Annotated in this window: 23 protein-coding genes, 1 tRNA gene and 1 pseudogene; 9 read left to right on the top strand and 16 right to left on the bottom strand. The window is 31.7% G+C overall.

Annotated features, from left to right (window positions below; genetic code table 11):
* The 7 genes from xdh to dpaL form a co-directional block, all read right to left on the bottom strand.
* Positions 1-1829: selenium-dependent xanthine dehydrogenase (gene xdh, locus Q0V67_RS08935; protein WP_297598845.1), on the bottom strand; the 1829-nt coding region annotated here is incomplete at its 3' end.
* Positions 1830-1842: 13 nt separating this feature from the next.
* Positions 1843-2940 carry a 4Fe-4S binding protein gene (locus Q0V67_RS08930; protein ID WP_297598843.1) on the bottom strand — a complete coding sequence of 366 codons (1098 nt, stop codon included), beginning with the start codon at positions 2938-2940 and terminating at the stop codon, positions 1843-1845.
* A gap of 18 nt (positions 2941-2958) precedes the next feature.
* Entirely contained in the window at positions 2959-4299 is a 1341-nt protein-coding gene (locus Q0V67_RS08925) for a nucleobase:cation symporter-2 family protein (protein WP_297598841.1), read from the bottom strand.
* Between the two features lie 23 nt (positions 4300-4322).
* A complete protein-coding gene (ssnA, locus tag Q0V67_RS08920) occupies positions 4323-5648 on the bottom strand; it encodes a putative aminohydrolase SsnA (protein WP_297598839.1) in 1326 nt (441 codons plus the stop codon).
* A gap of 10 nt (positions 5649-5658) precedes the next feature.
* Entirely contained in the window at positions 5659-7242 is a 1584-nt protein-coding gene (locus Q0V67_RS08915; RefSeq protein ID WP_297598837.1) for an amidohydrolase family protein, read from the bottom strand.
* 14 nt (positions 7243-7256) lie between these two features.
* Positions 7257-8444 (bottom strand): YgeY family selenium metabolism-linked hydrolase, encoded by a 1188-nt coding sequence (locus tag Q0V67_RS08910; protein ID WP_297598836.1) that lies wholly within the window; start codon positions 8442-8444, stop codon positions 7257-7259.
* Between the two features lie 35 nt (positions 8445-8479).
* Positions 8480-9691: a diaminopropionate ammonia-lyase gene (gene dpaL / locus Q0V67_RS08905; RefSeq protein ID WP_297598834.1), complete on the bottom strand. Its 1212-nt coding sequence runs from the start codon at positions 9689-9691 to the stop codon at positions 8480-8482.
* A gap of 291 nt (positions 9692-9982) precedes the next feature.
* On the opposite strand from dpaL, the gene Q0V67_RS08900 reads away from it, so the two are divergent.
* Positions 9983-11713 (top strand): sigma 54-interacting transcriptional regulator, encoded by a 1731-nt coding sequence (locus tag Q0V67_RS08900; protein WP_297598832.1) that lies wholly within the window; start codon positions 9983-9985, stop codon positions 11711-11713.
* 4 nt (positions 11714-11717) lie between these two features.
* Here the strand turns inward: Q0V67_RS08900 and Q0V67_RS08895 are convergent, their stop codons facing one another.
* Positions 11718-12404 carry a S24 family peptidase gene (locus tag Q0V67_RS08895; RefSeq protein ID WP_297598830.1) on the bottom strand — a complete coding sequence of 229 codons (687 nt, stop codon included), beginning with the start codon at positions 12402-12404 and terminating at the stop codon, positions 11718-11720.
* Between the two features lie 163 nt (positions 12405-12567).
* Here Q0V67_RS08895 and Q0V67_RS08890 point away from each other — a divergent pair, with 163 nt between their 5' ends.
* Positions 12568-12690 carry a hypothetical protein gene (locus tag Q0V67_RS08890; protein ID WP_297598829.1) on the top strand — a complete coding sequence of 41 codons (123 nt, stop codon included), beginning with the start codon at positions 12568-12570 and terminating at the stop codon, positions 12688-12690.
* A 78-nt stretch (positions 12691-12768) separates the two neighbouring features.
* Positions 12769-13449, top strand: a complete 681-nt coding sequence (locus tag Q0V67_RS08885; protein WP_297598827.1) for a chorismate synthase — start codon at positions 12769-12771, stop codon at positions 13447-13449.
* A gap of 90 nt (positions 13450-13539) precedes the next feature.
* Here Q0V67_RS08885 and Q0V67_RS08880 read toward each other — a convergent pair whose 3' ends face one another.
* Positions 13540-13917 (bottom strand): hypothetical protein, encoded by a 378-nt coding sequence (locus Q0V67_RS08880; RefSeq protein ID WP_297598825.1) that lies wholly within the window; start codon positions 13915-13917, stop codon positions 13540-13542.
* A 74-nt stretch (positions 13918-13991) separates the two neighbouring features.
* Positions 13992-15320 (bottom strand): MATE family efflux transporter, encoded by a 1329-nt coding sequence (locus Q0V67_RS08875; protein WP_297598823.1) that lies wholly within the window; start codon positions 15318-15320, stop codon positions 13992-13994.
* Positions 15321-15483: 163 nt separating this feature from the next.
* On the opposite strand from Q0V67_RS08875, the gene Q0V67_RS08870 reads away from it, so the two are divergent.
* Together Q0V67_RS08870 and gltS are read left to right on the top strand one after the other, a co-directional pair.
* Positions 15484-16131, top strand: coding sequence for a diphthine--ammonia ligase (locus Q0V67_RS08870; protein WP_297598822.1), 648 nt, complete (start codon positions 15484-15486; stop codon positions 16129-16131).
* 154 nt (positions 16132-16285) lie between these two features.
* Positions 16286-17482 (top strand): sodium/glutamate symporter, encoded by a 1197-nt coding sequence (gene gltS, locus Q0V67_RS08865; protein ID WP_297598820.1) that lies wholly within the window; start codon positions 16286-16288, stop codon positions 17480-17482.
* A 39-nt stretch (positions 17483-17521) separates the two neighbouring features.
* On the opposite strand, the gene Q0V67_RS08860 is transcribed toward gltS, so the two are convergent.
* Positions 17522-17914 carry a hypothetical protein gene (locus Q0V67_RS08860; RefSeq protein ID WP_297598818.1) on the bottom strand — a complete coding sequence of 131 codons (393 nt, stop codon included), beginning with the start codon at positions 17912-17914 and terminating at the stop codon, positions 17522-17524.
* Positions 17915-18054: 140 nt separating this feature from the next.
* Here Q0V67_RS08860 and Q0V67_RS08855 point away from each other — a divergent pair.
* From Q0V67_RS08855 to Q0V67_RS08840, 4 genes and pseudogenes are all read left to right on the top strand, one after another.
* Positions 18055-18573: pseudogene (locus tag Q0V67_RS08855) on the top strand (MATE family efflux transporter); the annotation flags it as partial.
* Complete coding sequence (locus Q0V67_RS10355; RefSeq protein ID WP_366938449.1) at positions 18562-19380, top strand: MATE family efflux transporter; 819 nt, start codon at positions 18562-18564, stop codon at positions 19378-19380. The pseudogene Q0V67_RS08855 and the gene Q0V67_RS10355, both read left to right, overlap by 12 nt.
* The gene (gene ybaK, locus Q0V67_RS08845; protein ID WP_297598847.1) at positions 19367-19840 is read left to right on the top strand and encodes a Cys-tRNA(Pro) deacylase; all 474 of its coding nucleotides are present in this window, start codon (positions 19367-19369) and stop codon (positions 19838-19840) included. Before Q0V67_RS10355 ends, ybaK begins: the two co-directional genes overlap by 14 nt.
* A 19-nt stretch (positions 19841-19859) precedes the next feature.
* Complete coding sequence (locus tag Q0V67_RS08840; RefSeq protein WP_297598816.1) at positions 19860-20891, top strand: AEC family transporter; 1032 nt, start codon at positions 19860-19862, stop codon at positions 20889-20891.
* A gap of 4 nt (positions 20892-20895) precedes the next feature.
* Here the strand turns inward: Q0V67_RS08840 and Q0V67_RS08835 are convergent, their stop codons facing one another.
* The 5 genes from Q0V67_RS08835 to Q0V67_RS08815 form a co-directional block, all read right to left on the bottom strand.
* Positions 20896-22236, bottom strand: coding sequence for a Na+/H+ antiporter NhaC family protein (locus Q0V67_RS08835; protein WP_297598814.1), 1341 nt, complete (start codon positions 22234-22236; stop codon positions 20896-20898).
* A gap of 228 nt (positions 22237-22464) precedes the next feature.
* Positions 22465-23367 carry a 23S rRNA (adenine(1618)-N(6))-methyltransferase RlmF gene (rlmF, locus tag Q0V67_RS08830; RefSeq protein ID WP_297598812.1) on the bottom strand — a complete coding sequence of 301 codons (903 nt, stop codon included), beginning with the start codon at positions 23365-23367 and terminating at the stop codon, positions 22465-22467.
* Between the two features lie 134 nt (positions 23368-23501).
* Positions 23502-23578 (bottom strand) — tRNA-Arg (locus Q0V67_RS08825).
* 51 nt (positions 23579-23629) lie between these two features.
* Entirely contained in the window at positions 23630-25024 is a 1395-nt protein-coding gene (locus Q0V67_RS08820; RefSeq protein WP_297598811.1) for a sodium:alanine symporter family protein, read from the bottom strand.
* 123 nt (positions 25025-25147) lie between these two features.
* Positions 25148-25345, bottom strand: coding sequence for a cold-shock protein (locus tag Q0V67_RS08815; protein WP_297598810.1), 198 nt, complete (start codon positions 25343-25345; stop codon positions 25148-25150).
* Between the last annotated feature and the right edge of the window lie 258 nt (positions 25346-25603).

Below are 25603 nucleotides of genomic sequence, written 5' to 3'. Positions count from 1 at the left end.
TGAACTTTTCCTTTTTCAATAGATAATATGCATCTCCCAACATCCGGTAGCCCAACACCTATTCCTGCATTTTTAAAAGCACACGCTATTCCTACTAATTTATTATTTTCATAGACATCTTTAACTGCTAATAGTGTCTCTTTTAATCCTGTTCCTGCATCAGCTATTTGACCGTTTGGTAGTACCATTCCAGGTTCTATAGCATTTCTATATCTTATATCAAATGGAGATATCCCTACCATTTCAGCTAGTTTATTTAAATTGCTCTCTGTGGCAAATGCAGTTTGTGTCACTCCAAAACCTCTAAACGCTCCACCTACAGGATTATTTGTGTATACAGAAATACCTTCAATATCTATATTATGATAGTTATATGGTCCTGCAGCATGTGTACAAGCTCTTTGCAAAACGGGCCCTCCTAGTGAAGAGTAGGCCCCTGTATCTGATATTATTTTAGCTTTCATCCCCAACAACATTCCATTTTCATCACATGCTGTTGTCATCTCTATTTTCATTGGATGTCTTTTTGTACTTACAACTAAACTTTCTTGTCTTCCTAAAGTTACTTGAACTGGAACTTTAAATTTCCAAGCTAAAAGAGCTGCATGATGCTGAACCGACATATCTTCTTTTCCTCCGAATCCACCACCTACATATGTGCTTTCCACTTCTACTTTTGTTAATTCCATTCCTAATAATCTTGCAATCTCTCTTTGTTCATCGTAAATACTCTGCGAACTAGTTATTATTTTTATTCCGTCCTCTTTTGGAATTGCAGTAGCACTTTCTGGTTCTAAATACGCATGCTCAGTATATGGAGTAGTATATATATTTGTTACCTTATACTTCGCTTGATCTATAGCTTTCTCAGCATCACCTCTTTTTAAAACTTGTTTAAATAAAAGGTTCCCTTTTTCATGAATTTTAGGTGTTCCTTCTTCTAATGCTTTCTCTGGATCAGTTATAGGTTCTAAAACTTCATACTCAACTTTTACTAATTCCTTTGCTTTCTTCAGGATTTTTTTATCTTTAGCAGCTATTAAAACTAGTGCGTCTCCCATATAACGAGTTACTTCACCTTCAGCTATCAAAGCATCCCAATCAGAAATAAATGAAAGGTGTCCTATATTCCTGTTACCCGGAACATCCTTAGCTAACATGATTCCAAGAACTCCATCCAATTTTTTAGCTTCTGAAATATCTATACTTTTAATCATTGCTCTAGGATGCTCCGTTCTTACCGCTCCCCCATAAGCCATTCCAGGTATTTTTATGTCTTCAGCATATTTTCCTTCACCTAAAGTTTTCTCTTTAGCATCTATTCTTACAGTATTTTCTCCTACAAAACCTTTGCACTCAACTTTAGGAACCTCTATTCCCTCTCTAAAAATTCTAGCAGATTCTAAAATAGCTTTCTCTATCTTAATATACCCCGTACATCTACAAATATTTCCTCTTAAAGCTACTTTTATTTCATCTCCTGTTGGGTTTAATGTTCTTAAAAACAACCCCTTTGCACTCACCACCATTCCTGGAATACAAAATCCACATTGAACAGCTCCCCCATCTGAAAAGGCATATGCAAAAACATCTCTCTCATATTCACTTAATCCCTCAACTGTGAAAATATTTTTCCCTGCTACTTTCTCTGTTGTTAAAATGCAAGCTCTAAAGGGTTTCCCATCAACAAGAACCATACATGCTCCACAAGCGCCTTCTCCACAACCATTTTTAACAGCTGTAAAATCCATATCATCTCTTAGAAAATCTAATAAATTTTTATTTTCCGTTGTTTCAATTTTTTGACCGTTTATGATTATTTTGAACATATATCCCCCTTGACTATCTTGGTATTAAAAGAGCATGTGTTGGGCATTTAGACGTGCATACACCACAACCAAAACATTTATCAGCATCTATAATTGCCTTCTTATTTTCTATTTCAATTGCCTTATATCCACAAACTACCTTACAAATTCCACATCCTACACATTTATCTAAATATACCTTAGGAGGAACTGTTAAGTAATTATTTTCTTTTACATTTCTCATATGCTTAGCTGTAATTCCTCTAATCTCATCTAGAGAACTATAACCATGACTATCTAACCAATCATTTGTTTCCTTAGCTATTCTACCAAACGCCTTTGGCCCTTCTAAAATACCTTGTGTGCAGACTTGTACAGCTGTAGCTCCAGCCATAGTATATTCGATTACATCTTCCCCTTTTGTTATTCCACCAACAGCAAAAATTGGTATTTTTACAGCTTGTGCTAACTCATAAACAACTCTTAATGCTATCGGTTTTATTGCTGCCCCAGACATCCAACCATATCCGCTTTTGCTTCCCATATGTGGTTTTCCAGTCTCTAAATCTATCGATAGACATGGCCCCACAGAGTTTATTGCAACTAATCCATCCGCTCCTGCTACTTCTAAAGCTCTAGCTACATCCCCTAAGTTTTCTATTCCTGGCGATACTTTCATAAACACTGGTTTTTTTGTCAACATTTTAGCCATCTTTAAAGTATTTAACATCGGAGTTAAATCTCTCCCTACATAATGACTCGATATCTCATACGCATCAGCAAATTTATCCACCATAGGAATAAGTTTTTTTATATCTTCTTTCACATATCCAAGCCCAATAATTAATGGTTCTCCTTTTATTTTACATTTTTCATACTCTTTTTCTACCCAGTGCTCTGGTGACATTTCAGACCATAACTCCGTATTCAAAAAATGATTTCCTTTAAAATCATACATGCAAGGTTTTGGAATCTCTGCTGCTTCACTCGATATAGTTTTAGCTACAACTCCTGCAGCTCCTCCTTCTATTGCTTCTTTTATAGCTTGAGCATCCTTTGATGGTGGTCCCGCTGCTACTATCACTGGATTTTCATATTCTAACCCTGCAAAATTTACTTTTATATTAGCCATTTTTTATTCCTCCAATTTTTATTTTCTATCAAATTCATTAAATAATATATTTAGTATCAATACTGTCAACGTCCCCAGAGTAACTGGACTTTGAAACAAAATTTTCCCCCACTGTGGAAAATTTGTAAACAACTGTGGAGCTGCTATTGGAGCAAGAGCCATCCCTAAACTTGTTGCAACAATAACTAAGTTTTTATTCCCTTCATAACTTACTGTCCCCAATCTTTTTATTCCATTTGCTGCTACTATTCCAAACATTATTATTCCCGCTCCGCCCAAAACTGGCGATGGAATTGATGTCAATATAGCTATAACTTTAGGAAAAAAGCTTGTAATTAAGAGTATTATTCCAGCAGCCGTTCCTACATATCTGCTTTTAACACCTGTTATTGCTGCTATTCCAACATTTTGCCCAAAGAGTGAATGTGGAAAACTATTGAATGCACCTGCCAACATACTAGTTAATCCATGCCCTCTCAGTCCTGCAACTATATTCTTTTGATCTGGATTAACCGAACATATATCAGAAAGATTTATTTGATTTCCTGTGGCATCAGTCATAATAACTAATTGAACTAAAAACAAAGATAAAACTGCTGTCAGTTCAAACTTTGGCATTCCAAATTGCAGTGGTGTATTTACTGTGAATACCCCAGCACTTTCCAACATAGAAAAATCTGCCAATCCCATTGGAATTGCAATGAGTGTTCCTAAAAATATCCCTAAAAGTATAGCTATATTTCCTAAAAAACCTTTAGATAGTTTTTGAATAATCAATATTATTCCTATAGTTAAGAGTGCCAGTATAATATTTTTTATGCTTAAATAATTTAAACTCTTTGGTGATCCTGCAACCCATCTAAGAGCTACTGGAATTAGTGATAATCCCATAGAAGTCACTACCACTCCAGAGACCAACGGAGGAAAATATTTCAATAACTTCCCAAAAACTGGTGCTACTAAAAAAGCAAACAATCCCGAGAGTATGGTTGCACCAAACATAACTTGTAAGCCAAAAATTGGATCTGTACCCCTATAACTTAATCCTACCGCAACAAGAGCTGATACCCCCGCAAAACTAACCCCTTCAACTATCGGTAGTTTTGCTCCAACTCTATCATGAATATTTAATGTTTGAATAAAAGTTCCTATTCCTGCCATCATCAAAGTGGCACTAACTAAAACATTTATCTCATTTTGCCCCAATCCCAAACTTTCTCCTAAAATCATGGGAACAGCTATTGCTCCAGCACACATTGCCGCAACATGCTGTACTCCCAATAAAAACAAGCTTTTATATTCTAGTTTTTCATGAACTGCTTCTACCTTTTCATTAGCCTCCAATACTTTAACACTCATACTTCCTCCGCTTTTAAATTTATTTAGTTTCTATTCCACATTTTTTTTGAAACTTCTCTTGATTTTTTAAAAACCTCTTTCTCATCTAGTGTCAATATTTTTCTATCCTTCATAACTACTTTTCCATCTATTATCGTTGTCACAACATTTTTTCCCATAACTCCAAATAGTAAATGACTCTTATAGTTATTTTGATTCATCTCTGTTAATGGGTTGTAGTCAACAACTATTAGGTCTGCAACTGCCCCTTCCTTTAAAACTCCAAACTCTCCTTCAAAATACTTTTCTGTTATTTTTTTATTATTTTCAAATAACATCACTGGAACCTCTCCCCAAGCAACAGAAGGATTACATTTATTATGTTTGTGAAGTATATTGGCAACTTTTAGGGACTCAAACATATCATTTGTAAATCCATCCGTTCCCAATCCAATATTTATTCCCTTAGAAAAAGTTTCTAGAACCGGTGCACATCCGACTGCATTCCCCATATTAGATTCCGGATTGTGAACCACATTTGTATTTGTCTTTTTTAATAGTTCTAATTCAAAATCATTCACATGTATACAATGAACAGCTATAGTTTTTTCTCCTAAGATATCAAAATCAAATAATCTTTCAACAACTCTTTTGCTATATTGATTTAAGCAATCATGTAAGTCTCCTATTCCTTCTGCAACATGGACATGATATCCTGCATTAACCCCTTTCATAGCTTCTTGACATTTTTTTAAACTTTCATTTGATAGAGTAAACGATGCGTGAAGCCCAAACATTCCTTTAACCATATTGGTACTATTTTTTTCGCATTTTTTTATAAACTCTACATTTTCTTCTATACCTTCTTGCATTTTATCTAATCCATCCCTATCAGATACCTCATAGCATAAGCAAGTTCTTATTCCCAGTTTTTTTGCAGCTTTTGCTATTACATCTAGACTTCCTTTTATAGATGTAGGGCCTGCATGATGATCAAAAAGGGTTGTCACTCCATTTTTCACTGAGTCTATATATGTTGTCAAAGCGCTATATTCTATATCCTCATGATTTAATTTTTTATCTACTTTCCACCACAAAGTTTCTAAAATATCTTGGAAGTTTTGAGGAGAGGCACCCGTTGATGCCATCCCCCTTGCAAAAGCGCTATATATATGGTGATGTGTATTGATAATCCCTGGCATTATAATTTTTTCTTCAGCATCTATATATTCTATTTCTGGATATTTTTCTAGTAGAGCTTTTGTTTCTCCAACCTCTATTATTTTCCCTTTAGATATATAGACTGCTCCATCTTCCAAATAAGGATTATCAAAATCATGAGTAATTACTCTTCCATTTCCTATTATCACTTTTGCCCTCCTATTTTCTTCTTATAACTTCTCCTGCTAGAACTTTATTATATAGTCCATTTTCAAGAACAACATTTCCGTTGATGATCACATAATCTATTCCTTCTGGATATTGAGTTGGCTCTACATATGTCCCTTTATCTATAACTGTATCCATATTTATAACTAAAATATCTGCAAAATTCCCCTCTTTAAGAACTCCTCTATTTTTTATTCCAAAAGCTTCTGCTGCTTTTTTAGTCATTTTATAAATAGCCTCTTCCGTTGATAAAATCTTTTGTTCTCTCACATATCTTCCAAGAACTCTCGGGAATGAACCATATGCTCTCGGATGTGGTTTTCCTGATAGCAATCCATCTGTACATACATTTTGCTCCGGTCTTTTTAAAATCTTTATAACATGCTCTTCTAATCCATAAAAATCTACCATCCCTACTGCATTATCTTCCTGAAGTAAAAGATCAAACGTGGCATTATATGGATCTTTTCCTCTTATTTTCCCTACTTCTAATAGATTTTTACCAATTAAATCCATATTTTTTTCTGTTCTAACAGAAGTCACAAATATTTGATCCAAGCCTGCAAACTCAACAAAATTATCCCACCCAGGAATTCCATTTTCCATATCAAATATCATTTTATTTCTCTCTTCATGACTTGCTAATCGTTTCATAAGTTCATCTGTTCCACCAGCGTGAGCCCAAGGAGGTAAAATTACTCCTAGCATTGTGCTTCCTGCTGCATATGGATATTGATCAAAGGATACTTTAATCCCTTCCTTCTTGGCTTCTTCTAATAATTCAAGCATCTCATCCAAGTATTTCCAGTTATTTTTTCCACATATTTTAAAATGAGAAAAATGAATTTTTACTCCTGATTTCTTTCCTATCTCTATAACTTCTTTCATCGAATCCACTATCGTATCCGCTTCACTTCTTTGATGAATAACTAAGGCACCATCAAATTCAGCTACAACTTTACACATCTCTATCAACTCTTCTGTCTCCGAATATGCACAAGGAATATAGATTAAGCCCGTAGAAAGTCCAAAAGCTCCAGCTTCCATTTCACGTCTTGTTACTTCACACATTTTTTCTATCTCTGATTTTGTTGCAGCTCTTCCTTCTAGACCCATAGCTTCCATTCTTACATTTCCATGAGGTACTAAATAAGCTTCATTCAAACCTATTCCATTTTTTTCCATCATTTTTAAATAGTTATCTGTTGTTTCATATTCCCAGTCTATTTCATCCGATTCGCCATCTAAGCCCGCTATGTTTTTTCTCCAAGAACTTATATATTGCTTTGGTAATGGAGCCATTGAGATCCCATCTTGCCCTAAAATTTCAGTAGTTATCCCTTGACGAATTTTTATCTGATTGTATGGATTAACTAGATTTAAAAGGTCTGAATGGCTATGGGTATCGATGAAGCCTGGACAGACAATTCGTCCATTAGCATCGATAACTCTATCCACATTCTCATCAATCTTTCCTATTTTTTTTATAATTTTATCCTCTATTAAAAGATCCTCTTTATAAATAGGAGATTTATTTCCATCAACAATATATCCATTTTTTATTAAAATTTTCATAAACTTTCTCCTTCTTATTTTTTATAAAGAGATTTTAAAATACCATAATATCCTTCAGTCCCCTTTATCAATTGAGATATCTCTATATGCTCATCTATTGTATGGGCAAGGTTTTCTCTTGAAGGGCCAAAACCTACCGTTGGAATCTTTGCTTCTCCTGCATAATGAGAACCGTTTGTACAGAATGAATATTGAGTTATCTCCGGATTTAATCCCACTGACTTCAATCCTTCGTAAGCTATCTTTGTAAATTCGTCTTCCTTTTCATATAGCCATCCTGGGAAAAATCTTTCTCCTTCAATCACATTTCCTGTGTAGCACATCTCTTTTCCTATAGAATAAGATACCTTTATCTTCATCTGTGAGTCTTCTTCCATCAATCTCTTTGCTAACTTCTGTAACGGCTCTATTACACTCTCCATTGTTTCACCCACAAGTAATCTTCTATCATATGTTGCTCTACAATATTCAGGCACTACAGACGCTCCTGGATATGGTGAAGACTTAATATCAACCAATTCTAAAATACCTTTACCTAATACTGGATGAATTGGAGCCTCTAATTTATTTATCTCTTGTATTACTGTTGCCATTTTGTATACAGCGTTTATTCCTTTGTCTGGATTTGCTGAGTGAGCTGGTTTCCCAAATGTTTCAACAACAATCTCACCTCTACCTCTTTGTCCTATTTTTAAATTAAGTTCTGAGCACTCTCCTATCACAACATAATCTGGTTTTACAGCCTCGCTTATCTTTCTAGCTGCTATTCCTTCAAAGCATTCTTCATGAACTACTCCAGCTACATATATCTCACCTGCAAAATCCTTTTTACAATCTTCTGCAAAGTAAGCACAAGCCGAAATCATAGCCCCCACTTGCCCTTTCATATCAGATGTTCCTCTCCCATAAAGCTTTCCGTCAACTATTGTTGCATCAAATGGCCCATAAGTCCATTTTGATGCATCTGGAACAGGAACTGTATCTATATGACCATCAAACAATATTTTTTTACCCGGATGTTTCCCTTGAATTTTACCTATTATATTTCCATAAACATCAACAAAACACTCATCAAATCCTAATTTTTTAAAAGCCTTCTCTATTACTTTCGCAACTTCTCCCTCTTGTCCAGAATAACTAGGTGCTTTTATTAAATCCTGACATAATTTTATTAATTGTTCCTCTCTCTCTTTTGAAAACATTTTCTTCCTCCCATATATTTTAAATGCTTTAAATTTTATTTATGACAATCTCCTAACCAAACTATCTCTCTATATTTTTTAGGATCTGTATCCCCTTCAGTACTAAATAGTAGAACCTTTGATTCTCTATTTAGTTTCAATCTCTCTCTTAACTCTTTGTATTCATCATTTGTCATAATTTCATAAAGAACACCCGTTGTTACAGCCCCTGATTCCCCTGACTTTACATAGTCATCTTGGTCCATTGGATTTCCTAAAATTCTCATTCCATTAGCTGCGCTCCAATCTGGGCAAGATAGAAAAGCTGTTGAATAATTTCTTAAAATCTCCCAACCTATTGTATTTGGTTCTCCACAAGCTAATCCCGCCATAATTGTCTGCATAGTTCCACCAACAAATCTTGGTTTACCATCTTTTGCTAAAGCTGATTTATATAAGCAGTCCGCTAAATCCGATTCAGCTATAACTGTTACAGGACAATCTTTTCCATAGATTGATGCAAATACGCCTTGAACCGCTGCTGCTAGTGATCCTACGCCAGCTTGTAAAATTATATGTGTTGGTCTATCAACACCATAAGCTTTCAATTGCTCTATCGCTTCTAAAGCCATAGTTCCATACCCTTGCATTATCCAAGTTGGAATCTCTTCATATCCATCCCAAGCTGTATCTTGCACCATTACACCATTAGTTTCTACTGCATTCTTAGCTGCTAATCTCACTGCATCATCATAGTTCATATCTGTTATAGAGGCATCTGCCCCCTCTTTTTTTATATTTTCTAATCTTGCTTTTGAAGATCCAAAAGGCATGTATACAACTGATTTTTGTTTTAATTTATTAGCTGTCCAAGCCACTCCTCTCCCATGATTTCCATCTGTCGCTGTATAAAAAGTAACATCGCCTAATTTCTCTTTTATCTCTTTTGAAGTAAGCCTTTCATAACCTAACTTAGAAATATCCTCACCTAATTTCGATGCTAAGTATTTTGCCATTGCAAATGACCCACCTAAAACTTTAAATGCATTTAATCCAAATCTATATGATTCATCTTTAACATAAATACCAGATAACCCTATATTTTTAGCTAGATTATCTAATTTTGCTAACGGTGTTACTTCATATTGCGGAAAGCTACTATGAAAAGCTTTCGCTTTTTTTACCTCTTTTTCAGTTAAAATCTCTAGGCATTTTTCTAAATCTCCTTTTTCTATCTCATTAAAAGTATACTTAATTTTATTTGACATTTTGTTCACTCCCTTTTATTTAATTTTCACCACAATTAATAAGCAATTTCTATTCCTAAAAAAGTTTTTTTTTAATATTTTTCGTTCATTTTAAGTTTTATAAAACTTAAAAATATACATATTATTTATATTTTATATTTCAAAAAACAAGCAACATCATGTATTATTATCATATTGATAATCGATATCATATTGATAATTTTTATAATCCTAGTATATTAGCTGAATTTAAACATAATTAAATCTTAATTATCAAAACGATAATTATTATTTTTTAAAAAGGAGAATAATATGGAAAACTTTCTTTTGAATATAAAAAATGAGGTCCAAAAATATGCAGAAACGATTTCTCAGATCATACAGATGGATGTTGAGATTATGGATTCAAATTTTATAAGAGTTGCTGGAACAGGGATACTTAAAGAAAAAGTTGGAATATCTATGGCCAATGAATCACACGTATATCAAAATGTTTTAAAAACAGGTAAGGAGATCATTATTTTAAACCCCAAAACCGATATACATTGTCTCAGTTGTCCCACAAGAATAGATTGTAAAGAACAACTGGAAATCTCAACCCCTATATTTTTAGAAAATAAAGTTATTGGAGTCATAGGAATTATTTGTTTTACAAATTTACAAAAAATAAATTTTATAGAAAAAAAAGAGCAGTACTTGTCATTTTTAAAGCAAATTTCTGACTTTATATCCTCACAGGCATATCTATTTTTAGAGGCCTCTACAAGTCAATCAAAAAAAGATTTCTTAAATACCATTTTAAATAAAATTGAAGAGGGAGTTATCAGATATAATAATGATTTTCAAGTTACATATCTGAACGAAGTTGCACGAACCCTTTTTGAAACAACAATTATAAAAGAGAATATTTTTATTGAAAATTTAAAAGATACATTTCTTGAAAAACAGGAATTTTCATTAATTTACAATAGTAAAAAAATCAAAGTTCTAGGAACAGAGTTTCAATTTTCATCATTTGAAAAAGTTCTTATCTTTAGAGAAAAAAAAGCTTTACATAACTCTATTTTACAAATTTCAAATTCAACGACAGGGACATTGGTTAAAGATTTTATTTTTTATTCAGACTCTATGAAAAAACTTTACGAACGAATCAATAAAATTTCTAAAAATCCATCCACTGTTTTAATAACTGGTGAGAGTGGAACAGGTAAAGAGATTATAGCTAGAACCATCCATATGAACAGCAATAGAGTTAATAATCCTTTTATTGCTGTAAATTGTGGTGCTATCCCTGATGCTCTTTTAGAAAGTGAATTTTTTGGTTATGTCAAAGGATCTTTTACTGGTGCCGATCCTAGAGGGAAAATAGGGAAGTTTGAACTGGCCAGTGGTGGAACCTTATTTTTAGATGAAATTGGTGATATGCCACTCTACATGCAAATAAAACTATTAAGAGTTATACAGGAGAGAAAAATAATTCGAATTGGATCAAATCAACTTATTGATATCGATGTCAGAATAATTACTGCAACGAATCAAAATTTAGAAAAATTAGTAGAATTGGGAGAATTTCGAAAAGATTTATACTACAGACTCAATGTCGTTCCTCTAGAAGTACCGCCTCTTAGAGCAAGACCAACTGATATCTTTATTTTTGCTGAACATTTTGCTGAAAAATACGCCACTCTATTCAGTAAAAACTTTTTTAATATTTCAACTGAAGTTTTAGAAATCTTTGAAAAATATAGTTGGCCTGGAAATGTTAGGGAACTTGAAAATACAATCGAATATATGATCAACCTTATGGATGAAAAAGGTATTCTTCTCCCTACACATCTTCCCCAAAAATTTTTATTGCCCAATGAAAATTTATCTTTTGAAAATAAAACACTAAAATATATGGAGATTGAAATGATTTCTACTTTATTAAAAAAATATGGAAGTACTACCGAAAGTAAAAAAAGAATCGCTAAAATCTTAGATATTGGTATAGCTACTTTATATAGAAAAATAGAGCAATATAATTTAAAAACACTAGGGTAAAACCCTAGTGTTTTCTTCTACTTTCTATTACTGAACCATGGCATTCTAAATACTCTAATTCATCCTCTTTTATAACTATATCACAATATTTTTTCTTGTCGAAATTATCTGAAATCAACCTTACATATCCATCTTTAAATTTCACTCTTTTTATATAGGTCTGATCATGATAGGTCAAAACACATACTCTTCCTTGAATAACCTCCCTTTCTTTAGCTTTAGGATCTAGTATTACCAAGTCCCCGTCGGAAAGTGTGGGAAACATTGAATCGCCAGCTACCTCTACCATAAATGCTCCTTTTGGGACACCTATAGTCGGAAGAGAGTTCAAAACTTCTATCTTTATATTATCTTCAAAATTCATATGCCCCATTCCTGCTGCTGCTTTTCCTAAAACCGGTAAAGATATGATTTGAGACTTTTTTTCTATTTTTATCCCTTCAAGCTTCTTTTTAATTAAATCAGGAGTTCTATCATAAGCCACTACATATCTTATTTGATTAGCTTCCATCTCATTTTTTATAAATTTTTGTATAAATCTTTCTATAAAATCATCTTTTGGTATTCTAATCCCTTTTCTATAATGACCCACCACAGATAAAGAAGATTCTGTTTGTTTTGATATATACTCTAATGTATAATTATTTGTATTCATAAATCTTTCTAAGTATTTTCCAAACTCTGTCTTCAAAAAATTCCTCCTCTATCTTTTTTCTTATTATACTATATATTCTACAAAAAAGTAAAAAATATTTGATTTTTTTTCTACATTAAAGTATAATATTTTTAAGGCTTTTTATTTTTTATTTATGTTTTATACAAATTTGTATAATTTTTTAAGAGGGGGAATTTTAGTGAAATTTAAAAGAATCTCTAATCATTTTTGGAAAGTGGAATCTATGGGAATTATAATTGTTGGAACTTGGGAACAATGTCAAAAAGAACTAGAAAATATTGATTTTAAAAAACCACTTTAAATTTATTCCTTTATTTGTATGGTGATAATCCGTTATTTGTTATATAATATCAGTATAAATTAAATTTCGGAGGTCTTTATGATTTTTGGTAATCAAATAAAAATTGAATTAAAAGATATTGATAATGGTATAAAAGTAATTGTTTCGGGATACCCGAAAGATATCTCTATAACTGCTCTTGATTTTGGGAAAGATTTAGCTAGAAGAAAAATGGAGGGATATTCTCCAAATCCTGAAGAAGAAATAGATGTTATATCTGGAATTAAAAATGAACAAACTACTGGTGAAGACATTGTATTTCTTTATGAAAACGGTTCTTTTGTATCTGGAATTATATTGGCCGGTGTTTTAGCTAAAAAACTTTTAAATATACCCGTTGTGGCATCACCTTTAGAAATTGGTGGAATTTTTGCTGGAGATAAAAATGAAGCATATATCAGAATAGCTATTCAAAAGATGATAGTTACAAACGATGCCTTAGGCAGCTCTTTAGAACTAAATCTACCATCAGGTATCGATATGTTAAAATTTAAAAGTCTTTTTTCTTATATCTCCTTCTCTTTAGTTCCTGAAGTTCAGTCCATTCAATTTGGATTAGGGATTGGATCTTCTAAAAAATCTAACTCAAATATGCCAATTATTCCTAATAGAGCTGAAATTTCACTAGCTCCTCATATAGGATCTCAAATACCTTCCCTAGCATATGTCTATGATGTTGTCTTTGAGTCTATTGCAGCCATCACTTTAATTAATATATGAACCACCACTACCGCCCTAATAGAGGCAGAGATTTTCTCAGGGCGTTTTGATAAAAAAAGGGTGAAACTTTTATATTTCACCCCTAACCTTCTAATGTATTATTTTTTTACCGTTTTCAGCTTCCTCTTTTGTTCCCAAATGAATTATCTTATTCACTCCCATTTCAGCATATTTTTCTATAATTGTAGGTAAATCTGAATACTCAACTAAATTTATATAATTTGGATCTCCATCAATTTTTGACGAAACCTTATATCTAGGTTTTTCTTCTCCCACAACTAGTTCAAAATCTCCTCCAAACTCTGTGTAAACAGGATTTAAATCTACTTCTATTTCCTTAACCATATCTGCAATTACCATACTAAATATTTTTTTTACATCTTGAACTCCTTGAGCCTTAGACAATCTCACTTTATAATCCGCCCAATATTTAGAATCTACTTCTGAAAATGATTTTTTATATCCCATTTTTTACCTCCTGAACTCTAGTCTACATCATCTATGACCTTACTTACTAAATTTTTCAATATCTTCCTTTTATTTTAAATTTTTTTACTGATTTTATTATAAACATATCTCAAATATATTATAGCTATAAATGCAGCACTCCAGTTTATAATCATTATCCCAATCCATATACCTAAAACTCCATTTAATTTTTCTATAAATATTGGAAATAAAAGCATCGGCATCAAAAATTGTCTATAGATTCCTATTAAAATAGAAAATTTAGGATATTTCAATCCTCTTAAAACAGCATCGGATATATTTAAAAATATATAGGAATTAAAAGTAAAAATTTCAACTCTGAAATAGCCTATTCCATATTCAATCACACTTGGATCTTCTGTAAAAATTCCAAACAAAAAAGGAGCTACGGGTAGAATCAAAAACATTGCTACTGTCATGATTATAAGCCCGTAAGTTAGTGTTTTATAAAACACTTCCTTAACTCTTACAAAATTTTTAGCACCAAAATTTTGTCCTGTTATACTCAGTGCAGCACTATTTAAACCTATAGCGGGCAAAAGGGCTAACTGCTCGATTCTTGTTGCAATTCCATAGGATGCTATCGCATTTTCACCAGCCACTCTCTGAATATAATGATTTATTACAAAGATTCCAATCGCCATAGTCATCATATTAAAACTTGCTGGTAATCCTTGGTTTAATATAGCCAATACGTTCTTTAATTTAGGTACTTTCAGATGATAATTTCTTCCAGATATCAAAGCTGAATTTTTAACTTTAAAATATAGATATACATTTCCAATTATTTGAACTATAACAGTTGCAATTGCTACACCATCAGTAGTTGTATTTAAAACAAAAATGAAAAACGGATCCAATATCACATTCAAAAAAAATCCTACAATTAAAAAATTTCTATATGTTGAAGTATTCCCTTGAGCCACTAAAATTCCATTAAAAACCATATTTATACAAAAGAATACAGCCCCTAAAAAAGTCCATTTGGTATATTTTAAACCGTAATAGAGAGCTTCTCCTTGAGCTCCCATAAGCTCAAAAAGATCTTTATTAAAATAAAGTCCCACAATCGTTATTATTATTCCTATAACAATTGTTAAAGATACTGAGTCTGTAGCTATTTCAAAAGCTTTTTCTTTATCTTGTTCACCGATAGAGTTAGATATAAGAGCACTCACTCCCATCCCTATCCCCGAACCTAAAGAGATTAAGATAAAAAATACTGGAAACGAAAGAGATAACCCAGCAAGTGCATTTACTCCTATATAGCTTGTAAAATAAGTATCTGTTATATTGAATAAAGTGTTGAAAAAAAATCCCATACTAGCAGGAATTGATATACTCATAATAAGTTTTTTTATATTTCCTTTGGTTAAATCCATTTTACACCTCTTCAATAACACTTTTTTTAGTTGTTCAATTTATTTGTTTTTTTCCTTTATTTAAAAAAACAAATAAATTAAAGTCTAAAAATATCTTGTGTTTAACTCCTTATTTTCTTATAATAAAATTAGAATTAATTAAATATTTTTGGAGGAATTTATTATGGGAAAAAAAGTTGTTGTATCGTTTAGTGGAGGCAAAGACAGCATGTTATCCTTACACAAAGCTATCCAGAATGGGTATGAACCCATTGCCATTATGACAACCGTAAATAATACTGAAGGGGAGTCATGGTTTCATAACATTTCAATCGATCATTTAAAACAGGTTTCTTCTTCTCTTAGCATTCCGTTACTTCTTGTTGAATGTTCTGGAGAAAATTATGAGTTTTCTTTTGAAAATGCTCTTAAAGCTATGAAAGATCTTGGAGCTGAAGGGTGTATTTTCGGAGATATTGATATTGAAGAGCATAGAACTTGGTGTTCGAACAGATGTAATAATATTGGAATTTCGGCAATATTTCCACTATGGAATGGTAATAGAGAACACCTCGTTAAAGAGTTTATCTCTCTGGGATATAAAGCTATAATTAAAAAAGTTAATCTTCAAAATATGGGGCTTGAGTTTCTAGGTGAAACTTTAGACATTGATTTATTAGAAAAAATTAAAAGTACTGGCTCTGATGTTTGTGGTGAAAATGGAGAATATCATACTTTTGTTTATGATGGTCCTCTTTTTTCAAGAGAGATCAACATAAATATTTTAGAAAAAAAATCTCATGGAAACACAGGTTGGTTAATGGTTTGTTGATTTTGTATATATTATATAAATGATACATAAATATTTTAAATGATAGATATACAGCATAAATGCGCTGTATATCTTTTTTGTATTTGTTCGTTTTACAATCTAAGTGTATAATTAAAAACGTAAACGTAAGTAAAAATATCACTAGGAGGTTAACATGTTTGAATACAAGTTTAACATGGCAGAAACATTAGCTATTGCAGTTTGCCTATTATTAATAGGAAGATGGATAAAAAGTAAAGTTTATTTCTTTGAAAAGTTTTTTATTCCCGCTCCCGTAATCGGTGGAGTAATCTTCTCTCTATTTTCTTTAGTTGGTTATAATTTACAACTTTTTATGTTCAGTTTTGACGGTTCATTAAAAGATCTTTTGATGGTTGCATTCTTTACAACAATAGGATTTTTAGCAAGTTTTAAAATGCTAAAAAAAGGTGGGGTTCAAGTTTTCACTTTCCTTTTTGTTGCTGTTATTCTAGTTATTATACAAAATGGTGTAGGAGTTTCTCTTGCTAAAGCATTTAATCTTAATCCACTGATTGGAATTGCTGCAGGTTCTGTTCCTCTTACTGGTGGTCATGGTACCTCTGGGGCTTTTGGTCCTGTATTAGAAGCTGCTGGAGCTACTGGTGCTATGTCGGTTGCAATCGCATCTGCCACTTTTGGATTGGTTGCTGGTTGTTTAATTGGAGGTCCAGTAGGTAAAAGATTAATGCTTAAAAATGGACTGAAAGGGCCTAAAGAAAGTGATGTTCTTCTAGACGGAGCTAGTGCTGTTTCTGAAGAAAAAACTTCTTTAAATGAGGATTCATTGTTTAAAGCTCTTGTATTTATTGTTCTCGCTATGGGAATTGGTGGATTTATTACACCTCTTTCTAAAAAATTGGGAATAGTTCTTCCGGTTTATATTGGTCCAATGCTGGTAGCTGCTGTTATCAGAAATATAGCTGATGGTACTAAAAATGAAATCCCTTTAAATGCTATTAATGTTGTTGGAAATATTTCATTACAACTATTCCTAGCTATGGCATTAATGTCTATGAGACTTTGGGAATTAGCAGCACTTGCTGTTCCATTAGTTGCAATTCTATTGGCACAAAAAATAGTTATGGCACTTTACGCATACTTTATTACTTTTAGATTTATGGGAAAAGATTATGATGCTGCTGTTTTAGCTGTTGGACATTGTGGTTTTGGTATGGGAGCAACTCCTAACGCAATGGCTAATATGGAATCTTTCACAGCTGCTAATGGACCTTCAACTACAGCATTCTTCGCTCTTCCTCTTGTAGGTTCTCTATTTATAGATTTTATAAATGCTTCAGTTATTACAGTATTCATAAATATGTTTTCTTAAATAAAAAAATCCAAGCTACAGACCTGTAGCTTGGATTTTTTATTGATTAACTACTATTCTAGTTCCATCTGCCATTTCTAATATTTGACTTCTCTGATCAGAATAAATAACTCTAGCACCTGCTCTTCCTCTTGCAGGTTCATAATATCCCTGTCTATTTGATCTTTGTTGAGATTGATATGCTCCCATATTTCCGTACTTTCTATTAGCATTTTCTATCACAGCTTGTCTTTCATATCCTCTTCGAATCTGTGTATCAATTGTCCTCAAATCCTGCTGATGTCTATATTCACTTTGATTATATTGCGAACCTAATATAAGAGCTGATCCTGTAACAATAGCAGCTCTAGTACCACCATTTAATCCTCCCCACCAACTAGCATAGCTCATTGAAGACAAAAGAATTAAAAGTGATAATATAGTTTTTTTCATTCGTATCACTCCTTTAATAATTATTGATATATTATAATCGTTTTTACAGAAAAAATCAACTTTTCAATTTTCTAATTTATATTTCCTTAGCAAATATGATATAATATTTTTTAATAATATATATTCACAGGAGATTAGTTATGAAAAACAAAAATATGTTAAAAACTTTTTTTAACTACAGTATTCCATCTGTTTTTGCTATGTGGATCTACTCTTTATACACAATGGTGGATGGAATATTTATCGGAAGATATGTCGGTCCTTTGGGACTAGCTGGTGTTAATTTAACAATGCCTTTAATCAATTTTATTTTTGCTATAGGAATCATGATTGCTATTGGGAGTTCTACTTTGATGGCAATAAAGTATGGTGCTGGAGACTGAACAGAAGGAAATAAAAATTTCACATCAGCTCTGATATTTTTGGTTGGTTTTGGATTTCTAACCACTTGTGCTGTACTTATATTTTCTGATAATATCGTTTCTTTTCTCGGAGGTACTGGAGAACTCTATTCGTATACCAAGGAATATTTAAACGTAATTATTTTATTTTCAATCTTCTTTATGAGTGGCTATGCCATGGAAGTTTATATTCGTTTGGATGGAAATCCAACTTTTCCTATGATCAGTGTGATTACTGGAGGAGTGATGAACGTCATTATGGACTATATTTTAATTGTTATTTTTCCATATGGAATAAAAGGCGCTGCTTTTGCAACAGGACTATCTCAGATGACAACTTCATCTATACTCCTGATTTATATCTTGACCAAATCCAAAAAATTAAAATTTGTAAAAATAAATAATTTTTTCAAAAGAGTTGCCAACATTATATATATTGGATTTTCAGAATTTTTAGCTGAAGTTTCTACAGGTATCTCCATTTTTCTATTCAATATGAATATTTTGTATCTCATTGGAGATGATGGTGTTTCTGCTTTTGGTATAATCAGTTATATCACTACTTTTGTAACTATGGCAATGATCGGTTTCAACCAAGGACTACAACCGATTGTAAGTTATAATCTCGGAAAGAAAAACTATGAAAATATTCAAAAGGCATTTAAAATTTCAATTATAACTGTATTTTTATTTGGATTAGCTTTTTATGGTATCGTTAATAGTTTTACAAAAAATATCATTCAATCTTTTGTCAAAGATTCAAATACTATTAACTTGACTATTAAGGCTCTAAGAATATACAGTATCGCCTATATTGTTAGTGGAATAAATATTGTTTGCGCAGGATATTTTACCTCCATAAAAAAAATTAAAAAAGCTACTTTTATTACAGCACTAAGGGGCATAATTTTAATTTTTATACTTATAAACACTCTGCCTAAAATTTGGGGAGTAACGGGATTATGGTTGACTGTTCCAATTGCAGAATTAGTAACACTGATTATTTCAATCACTTTTATTTTTAAATTAAAAAAGGAGCAGCGGGATGTCTATAAAAAAAACTAATGCTATGAGAGAATTAGATAAAGCGAAAATAAAGTATGAAGCTATTGAGTATAAAGTTGATGAAGAGTATTTAGGGGCTATTCATGTCGCATCGCAAACTGGAAACGATATCACTAAAGTTTTTAAAACTTTAGCACTCACTGGGGAAAAAGATGAACTTATAATAGCCTGTATACCTGGAAGTGACGAGTTAAATTTAAAAAAAATTGCTACACTTGCCTGTATAAAAAAAGTCGAGATGCTTGAACTAAAAAAACTTCTAGAAAAAACTGGATATGTTAGAGGAGGTTGTTCCCCAATTGGAATAAAAAAGAAACATAGGTCTTTTATACATGAAAGTTGTATAGAAAAAGATTTTATTTTTATAAGTGCTGGTCTTAAAGGGCTTCAAATAAAACTTAATCCTAAAGATTTAATAGAATTTTTAAATATGACAGTTTCTAATATCATAATCGAGTAACTTACAAGGAGATTAATTAATGAATATAGCCAATCTTTTACACACTTTAATATCTGATAAAAGTATAATTGGAGTTATGTCCTCTTCTATTTTTATCATGATTTTAGGATTTTATATGGGGAAAACGGGAAAACTTAAAAGCTCACTTTCTATTCCTTTAGGTGAGATTATCCTTAGTATCTCAATTCCAGCCCTATCCTTTAATGCCTTTATGAAGGATTTCGATAAAAATATATTTATTGATGGAATTAACATATTGATATGGAGTTTTTTTATTCATATGTTTCTAATTTTTATTGGAAATATTTTTTATAAAAATTTAGATTTAAATAAACAACTCACTCTTAAAATGATGACAATTTTTGGCGGGGTAACTGTCTTTGGAATCCCAATTGCACAGGCTATATATGGAGATTTAGGAATCATTTATTCTTCAATATTTTCAATACCATATAGAGTTTTACTTTATTCTTATGGCTTTATTAAAATGTCTGGAGTTAGTATTGATAAAAAAAATATAAAAACAATGTTTCTCAATCCAGTTATAATTGCAACTTTTTTAGGGTTATTTATTTGGATATTTCAGCAATCACTACCTCAAGTCAACATAAACGGCCAAAATTATGCATTCCTTAGATTTGATAAAACAGCATTTTGGATATATAAGCCCTTATCTTTTTTATCTGGGCTTTGCTCCCCCCTTGCTTGGTTAGCAGCTGGATTAAAACTTTCCGAAATCTCTATCCATGATTCTTTAAAAAGTAAAGTTGCTTGGCAGTTTTCAATTATAAAGACTGCTCTTTTACCAACTTTTCTTTTGCTTATCATAATGGTTTCAAACTTTTTTGGATTTTTTAGATTATCCTCCACAGGTATAGGTGTTATCATCATCATGATGGCTACCCCAACTGCATCGGTTATAATCGCTTACTCTTTAAAATATGATAGGGAACCTTTAATTACATCAAGTTGCTCTTTTATTTCTACAATTTTTAGCTTGGTAACTATCCCTATTTTGATTCTAGTTTTAGATGTTATAAAAAAAAGCTGAATTTTTAATATTCAGCTTTTTTTATTTCTACATCTCTTCTTTTAGTAAAAAAAATTTTTTTTACTAAAACGAAAAGTGGCAATATATATAAATAGAACGAGTTTGGAATTATTTGAAATACACCCATCTCCAACATAGCTGCTGGAACTGTTATAGCTATATTCCATGGAATTAAGGGACTTAAAATCACACAACTATTCTCAATATCTAGAGCTAACTCTTCATTCTCAAATCCACTCTCTTCATATGTTTTTTTCATTATTTGAGAAGTCAATAATATTGATGTGGATTGACTCGAACTAATTCCAGATGTAAAAATTGCCACTACTGCTGTATATAAATAAGCTTTCCATTCCATCTCTATAATTCCTATCCGTTTTGAAACCCAATTCAAAATTTTTAATTCCTCAAATATTTTAACTATACTACATGATAAAAATGCCATAACAGTGGCCGTTCCCATAGACACAATCCCACCACCCCTTATTATTTTGTATAAAGGGTTTGCCAAAGGTAATCTAAATCCAAGTAAAACTGTTTTCACTATTTCCTCTAAACTATAGTTTTGAATTAAAAAAGCAATGGCTAAACTTGATAAAATACTCACTGCCATAGTTCTTTTTATATCCACTCTAAACAGGCACATAGCTATTAAGATAAGTAGAGGTATGAAAACCAAAGGGGATAGAGTAAACTCTTCTAAAAGCAACCTATCTAATGTACTGTCTATTCCCTGAGCTACATCAGTTTTTCCTAAACAAAAATATAATAAAGCAACTATTAAATATGGAAAAAATCCAATTTTAAACATATTTTTTACATTGTTATAAATATTTGTATCCGTTAAAAGTGCAACAAAATTGGCACTTGATGAAGTTGGAGACCCTCTATCTCCAAAATATGCTCCTGAAATTACTGCTCCTGCTGTCAAAAATAAATTTAACTCTATTCCTCTAGCTAAAGAAATCATAACAATACCCATTGTTCCAACACTTCCAAAAGAACTTCCCATTAAAAATGAAAAAACTGACAATATAATAAATGTGAATATATAAAAATAATTAGGATTTATTATTTTTATTCCATAGTAGATTAAACTAGGAATCGTTCCTGATAAAAACCAACTTGCAGATAACATTCCTAGCAATGAAAAAATCATAACTAATGCATATGATTTTTTTGCTCCGATTTCCGCTATTTCAATACTTCTTTTAATCCCACCCAATTTAAATGACGATAAAATTAAAGTAACTACAAATACAATTGATAAAATCATTAAAATATTAGATTTAATTAGAAATGCGTAAGCAATTGATATACAAAATAAAATAAAATTTATTCTCATTCTTCACCCCTTTTTTCTTTCAATTATTTATTATCCTATATTTGCTCAAAAGTCAATAGATAACTAGAAAAATATTAACGACAGCGTAGATAGCGCTTTTGAAAAAGCGGATAAAGCAATGTATCGCGCTAAAAAAACAGATGGCTTTTCAGATAATATATGGACCTAAAAACCATTGAAAAAGGAGGAGATACCAGTAGGCATCTCCTCCTTTTAAATAGTTGTTTCTCAATTTTTTTTCTTAATATTGTTAAAGGTCCACGCTAGAACTCTACTTATTTTTTGTCCTTGACTCATCTCTAGAATTTGACATTTAGCACCTAATTTTTCAAGAATTTTTACTGTAGGTTTTATGTTCTCTTTATTAGATATTAATGATGTAAAATAATATACTTGAGAGGCAAAAATAGCACTCTCTTTTGCCATTTTTTTAAGGAAAAGACGCTCTCCACCCGGGCACCACAATTCAGCTTTTTGTCCTCCAAAATTTAGTCCTTTTTTTATATCCTTATTACCTTTATTAAGATTATCTACCTTTCTCTTGTTTGCCTTTAAAGCGTCTTCAAGAGAGGCATGAAAAGGAGGATTACACACCGTCAAATCAAACTTATCATCTTTTTCGATTACTCCTACAAATATATGATTTCTATCCTTTTGGAGCCTTAACTTTACTTTATTCTTTAGATTTTCATTTGAATCCACTATTTTTAAAGCATTTTCAATAGATTTTGGATCTATATCTGTTGCTATATAGTTCCATCCATAGGTTTGACTTCCTATAATAGGATATATACAGTTTGCACCAGTACCTATGTCCAACACATTAATTTTTTTTTTATTAGATAATAAATCTGCTATATAGTGGATATAGTCAGCTCTTCCTGGAATAGGTGGACATAAAAATCCGGATGGAATATCCCAGTTATCAATATTATAGTATGTTTTTATTAACGCTTTATTAAGACATATAACTGCTTGATTGTCACTAAAATCAATAGTCTCTTCTCCCATAGGATTTTTTATGATAAATGACTCTAACTCTGGTAAATTATCAATTAAAGTCTTAAAGTTATACCTTCCTTTATGGGGATTATTTGGATGTAACTCCCCCTTTTTTACTTCTTTTTTCACTAGAAACACTCCTTCATTCTAAATTGCTCAACTATATATTACCACAAAATAATCTAGAAAACAAAAAAGGTACCGAAGTACCTCTAATATATTTAAATTATTCTACTTTAATCTAAACAAGTATTCTATTTATGTGGCGCCTTTAAGAGGAATCGAACCCCTAACCCTCTGATCCGAAGTCAGATGCTCTATCCGATTGAGCTATAAAGGCTTTACACAATAATGATTGTATCCTATTTTTTAACTTTAGTCAACTATAAATTTAATTATTCCAACATTCAACTCTTTCTTGATATGGTAATTCTATATCATTTTTATTAAAAGTTGGATCCAATCCTTCTGATTTTTGTTTTGCATAATCTTTTAAAGCATCAAAAGCTACATTTCCAAGCAAGAATATTGCTATTAAGTTCAATACAGACATCAATCCCATAAACAAATCTGCCATGTTCCATACAAGAGCCAGCTCTCCAATCGAACCAAACATAACCATCACAATTACACCTACTCTATAAAGATTTAACCACATCTTATTTGGTGTTAAGAACTCTATATTTGTTTCGCCATAATAATAATTTCCAATTATAGAGCTAAATGCGAATAGAAGAATACAAATAGCTATAAAAATATTTCCCCAATGACCAACTTGAGAACTTAAAGCATTCTGAGTTAACTGTATTCCTGTTAAACCTTCAGTTTGATGAGCTCCCGAAATTAAAACCATAAAAGCTGTACATGTACAAATAATTATAGTATCTGTAAATACACCTAGTGTTTGAACGAACCCTTGTTTTACAGGATGGGTTGTATCTGCTGCTGCTGCTGCATTTGGTGCAGACCCCATTCCAGCCTCATTTGAAAACAATCCTCTTTTCACTCCTGTCATTATAGCAGCTCCCATTCCACCACCAACAGCCTGTCTTATTCCAAAAGCATTTTCAATAATATCTCTAAATATTTCAGGAACCATCGAAATATTTTTAAAAACTACAAAGAGAGATATTATTATATACAACGTCGCCATAACTGGAACAACCGCCGCACTAAAATTTGCAATTCTATGAACTCCACCAAAAATAATAGTTCCCGTAGCTACAGCTAAAATCACTCCAACTATAGTTCTATCAAGCTGAAATGCCTCTTGAAAAGCCAATGAAATTGTATTTGATTGGACTGAGTTAAATATCAATCCGAATGTTATCGAGATTAAAATCGAGAAAGCTACTCCCATCCATCTTTTATTTAATGCTTTTTCCATATAGTATGCTGGTCCACCTCTAAAGTCTTTTCCATCTTTTATTTTATATACTTGTGCCAAAGTACTTTCTACAAAACTTGATGCCCCTCCTATCAGAGCTATTAACCACATCCAAAATATAGATCCTGGGCCTCCGGAAGCTATAGCTATTGCAACTCCTGCTAAATTTCCTGTACCAACTCTAGAAGCTGTACTTATACAAAAAGCTTTAAATGATGAAACCCCACCTTTTTGTCCCACACTGTCACCTAATATTTTTATCATTTGCTTTATATATCTTATTTGTACAAATTTTGTTTTTAATGTAAAGTATGTTCCTACAAACAATAACATAATTATCAAAACATAACTCCATAAGATATTATTTAAAAAATCTACCGTTCCGTTTAATATCTCCATTTTTCCCCCTTATTTTTTAAAATATCAAATTATTTTACCATTTCTTTTGTAATATGAAAAATATATTTTATATATTTAATGTATATAAAAAAAAGGGGTCATAAACCCCTTAGAATAATTTTATTACTTAGCTACGATGTTTGTAGCTTGAGGACCTTTAGCTCCCTCAGTTACATCAAATGTTACTTCTTCTCCCTCGTTAAGAGTTTTGAATCCGTCTTTTTGGATTTGAGAGAAATGTGCAAAAACGTCTTTTCCATCCTCACCAGTGATAAATCCAAATCCTTTCTCTTGGTTAAACCATTTAACTGTACCTTGCATTTGATACCTCCATAATAATTTTTGATTCCATGTAATAAATATCCATTTAATCTAACTAATATAAGGCACCCATTTTTAAAGACCTTTAAATATTAAATAATAGAATTTCTTTCAATTTATACATCAACTAAACACAGTATACACTATTTAGATATTTGTGTCAATTTTTATTTGGTAGCTCTCAAAGTCAAAAAAATAAAAAAATATTTTTACAAAAAATAAAAAAATGGCGCTTCTTGCTGGGCTCGAACCAGCGAC

Origin of the sequence: uncultured Cetobacterium sp. (genome assembly GCF_947072685.1) — a bacterium.
Lineage (GTDB): Bacteria > Fusobacteriota > Fusobacteriia > Fusobacteriales > Fusobacteriaceae > Cetobacterium_A.
The sequence above is the reverse complement of the archived record's forward strand: the minus strand, read 5'-3'. Positions and strand labels throughout refer to the sequence as shown.

What these genes read in the sequence shown, in the direction of transcription:
- Q0V67_RS08860 (WP_297598818.1), bottom strand. Translation starts at nt 17,914, where the DNA reads ATGAAAAAAACTATATTATCACTTTTAATTCTTTTGTCTTCAATGAGC.
- Q0V67_RS08870 (WP_297598822.1), top strand. Translation starts at nt 15,484, where the DNA reads ATGGGAAAAAAAGTTGTTGTATCGTTTAGTGGAGGCAAAGACAGCATG.
- Q0V67_RS08835 (WP_297598814.1), bottom strand. Translation starts at nt 22,236, where the DNA reads ATGAGAATAAATTTTATTTTATTTTGTATATCAATTGCTTACGCATTT.
- gltS (WP_297598820.1), top strand. Translation starts at nt 16,286, where the DNA reads ATGTTTGAATACAAGTTTAACATGGCAGAAACATTAGCTATTGCAGTT.
- dpaL (WP_297598834.1), bottom strand. Translation starts at nt 9,691, where the DNA reads ATGTCAAATAAAATTAAGTATACTTTTAATGAGATAGAAAAAGGAGAT.
- Q0V67_RS08880 (WP_297598825.1), bottom strand. Translation starts at nt 13,917, where the DNA reads ATGGGATATAAAAAATCATTTTCAGAAGTAGATTCTAAATATTGGGCG.
- Q0V67_RS08915 (WP_297598837.1), bottom strand. Translation starts at nt 7,242, where the DNA reads ATGAAAATTTTAATAAAAAATGGATATATTGTTGATGGAAATAAATCT.
- Q0V67_RS08815 (WP_297598810.1), bottom strand. Translation starts at nt 25,345, where the DNA reads ATGCAAGGTACAGTTAAATGGTTTAACCAAGAGAAAGGATTTGGATTT.
- Q0V67_RS08820 (WP_297598811.1), bottom strand. Translation starts at nt 25,024, where the DNA reads ATGGAGATATTAAACGGAACGGTAGATTTTTTAAATAATATCTTATGG.
- Q0V67_RS08930 (WP_297598843.1), bottom strand. Translation starts at nt 2,940, where the DNA reads ATGGCTAATATAAAAGTAAATTTTGCAGGGTTAGAATATGAAAATCCA.
- Q0V67_RS10355 (WP_366938449.1), top strand. Translation starts at nt 18,562, where the DNA reads ATGAACGTCATTATGGACTATATTTTAATTGTTATTTTTCCATATGGA.
- Q0V67_RS08885 (WP_297598827.1), top strand. Translation starts at nt 12,769, where the DNA reads ATGATTTTTGGTAATCAAATAAAAATTGAATTAAAAGATATTGATAAT.
- Q0V67_RS08900 (WP_297598832.1), top strand. Translation starts at nt 9,983, where the DNA reads ATGGAAAACTTTCTTTTGAATATAAAAAATGAGGTCCAAAAATATGCA.
- Q0V67_RS08910 (WP_297598836.1), bottom strand. Translation starts at nt 8,444, where the DNA reads ATGTTTTCAAAAGAGAGAGAGGAACAATTAATAAAATTATGTCAGGAT.
- Q0V67_RS08875 (WP_297598823.1), bottom strand. Translation starts at nt 15,320, where the DNA reads ATGGATTTAACCAAAGGAAATATAAAAAAACTTATTATGAGTATATCA.
- Q0V67_RS08840 (WP_297598816.1), top strand. Translation starts at nt 19,860, where the DNA reads ATGAATATAGCCAATCTTTTACACACTTTAATATCTGATAAAAGTATA.
- Q0V67_RS08925 (WP_297598841.1), bottom strand. Translation starts at nt 4,299, where the DNA reads ATGAGTGTTAAAGTATTGGAGGCTAATGAAAAGGTAGAAGCAGTTCAT.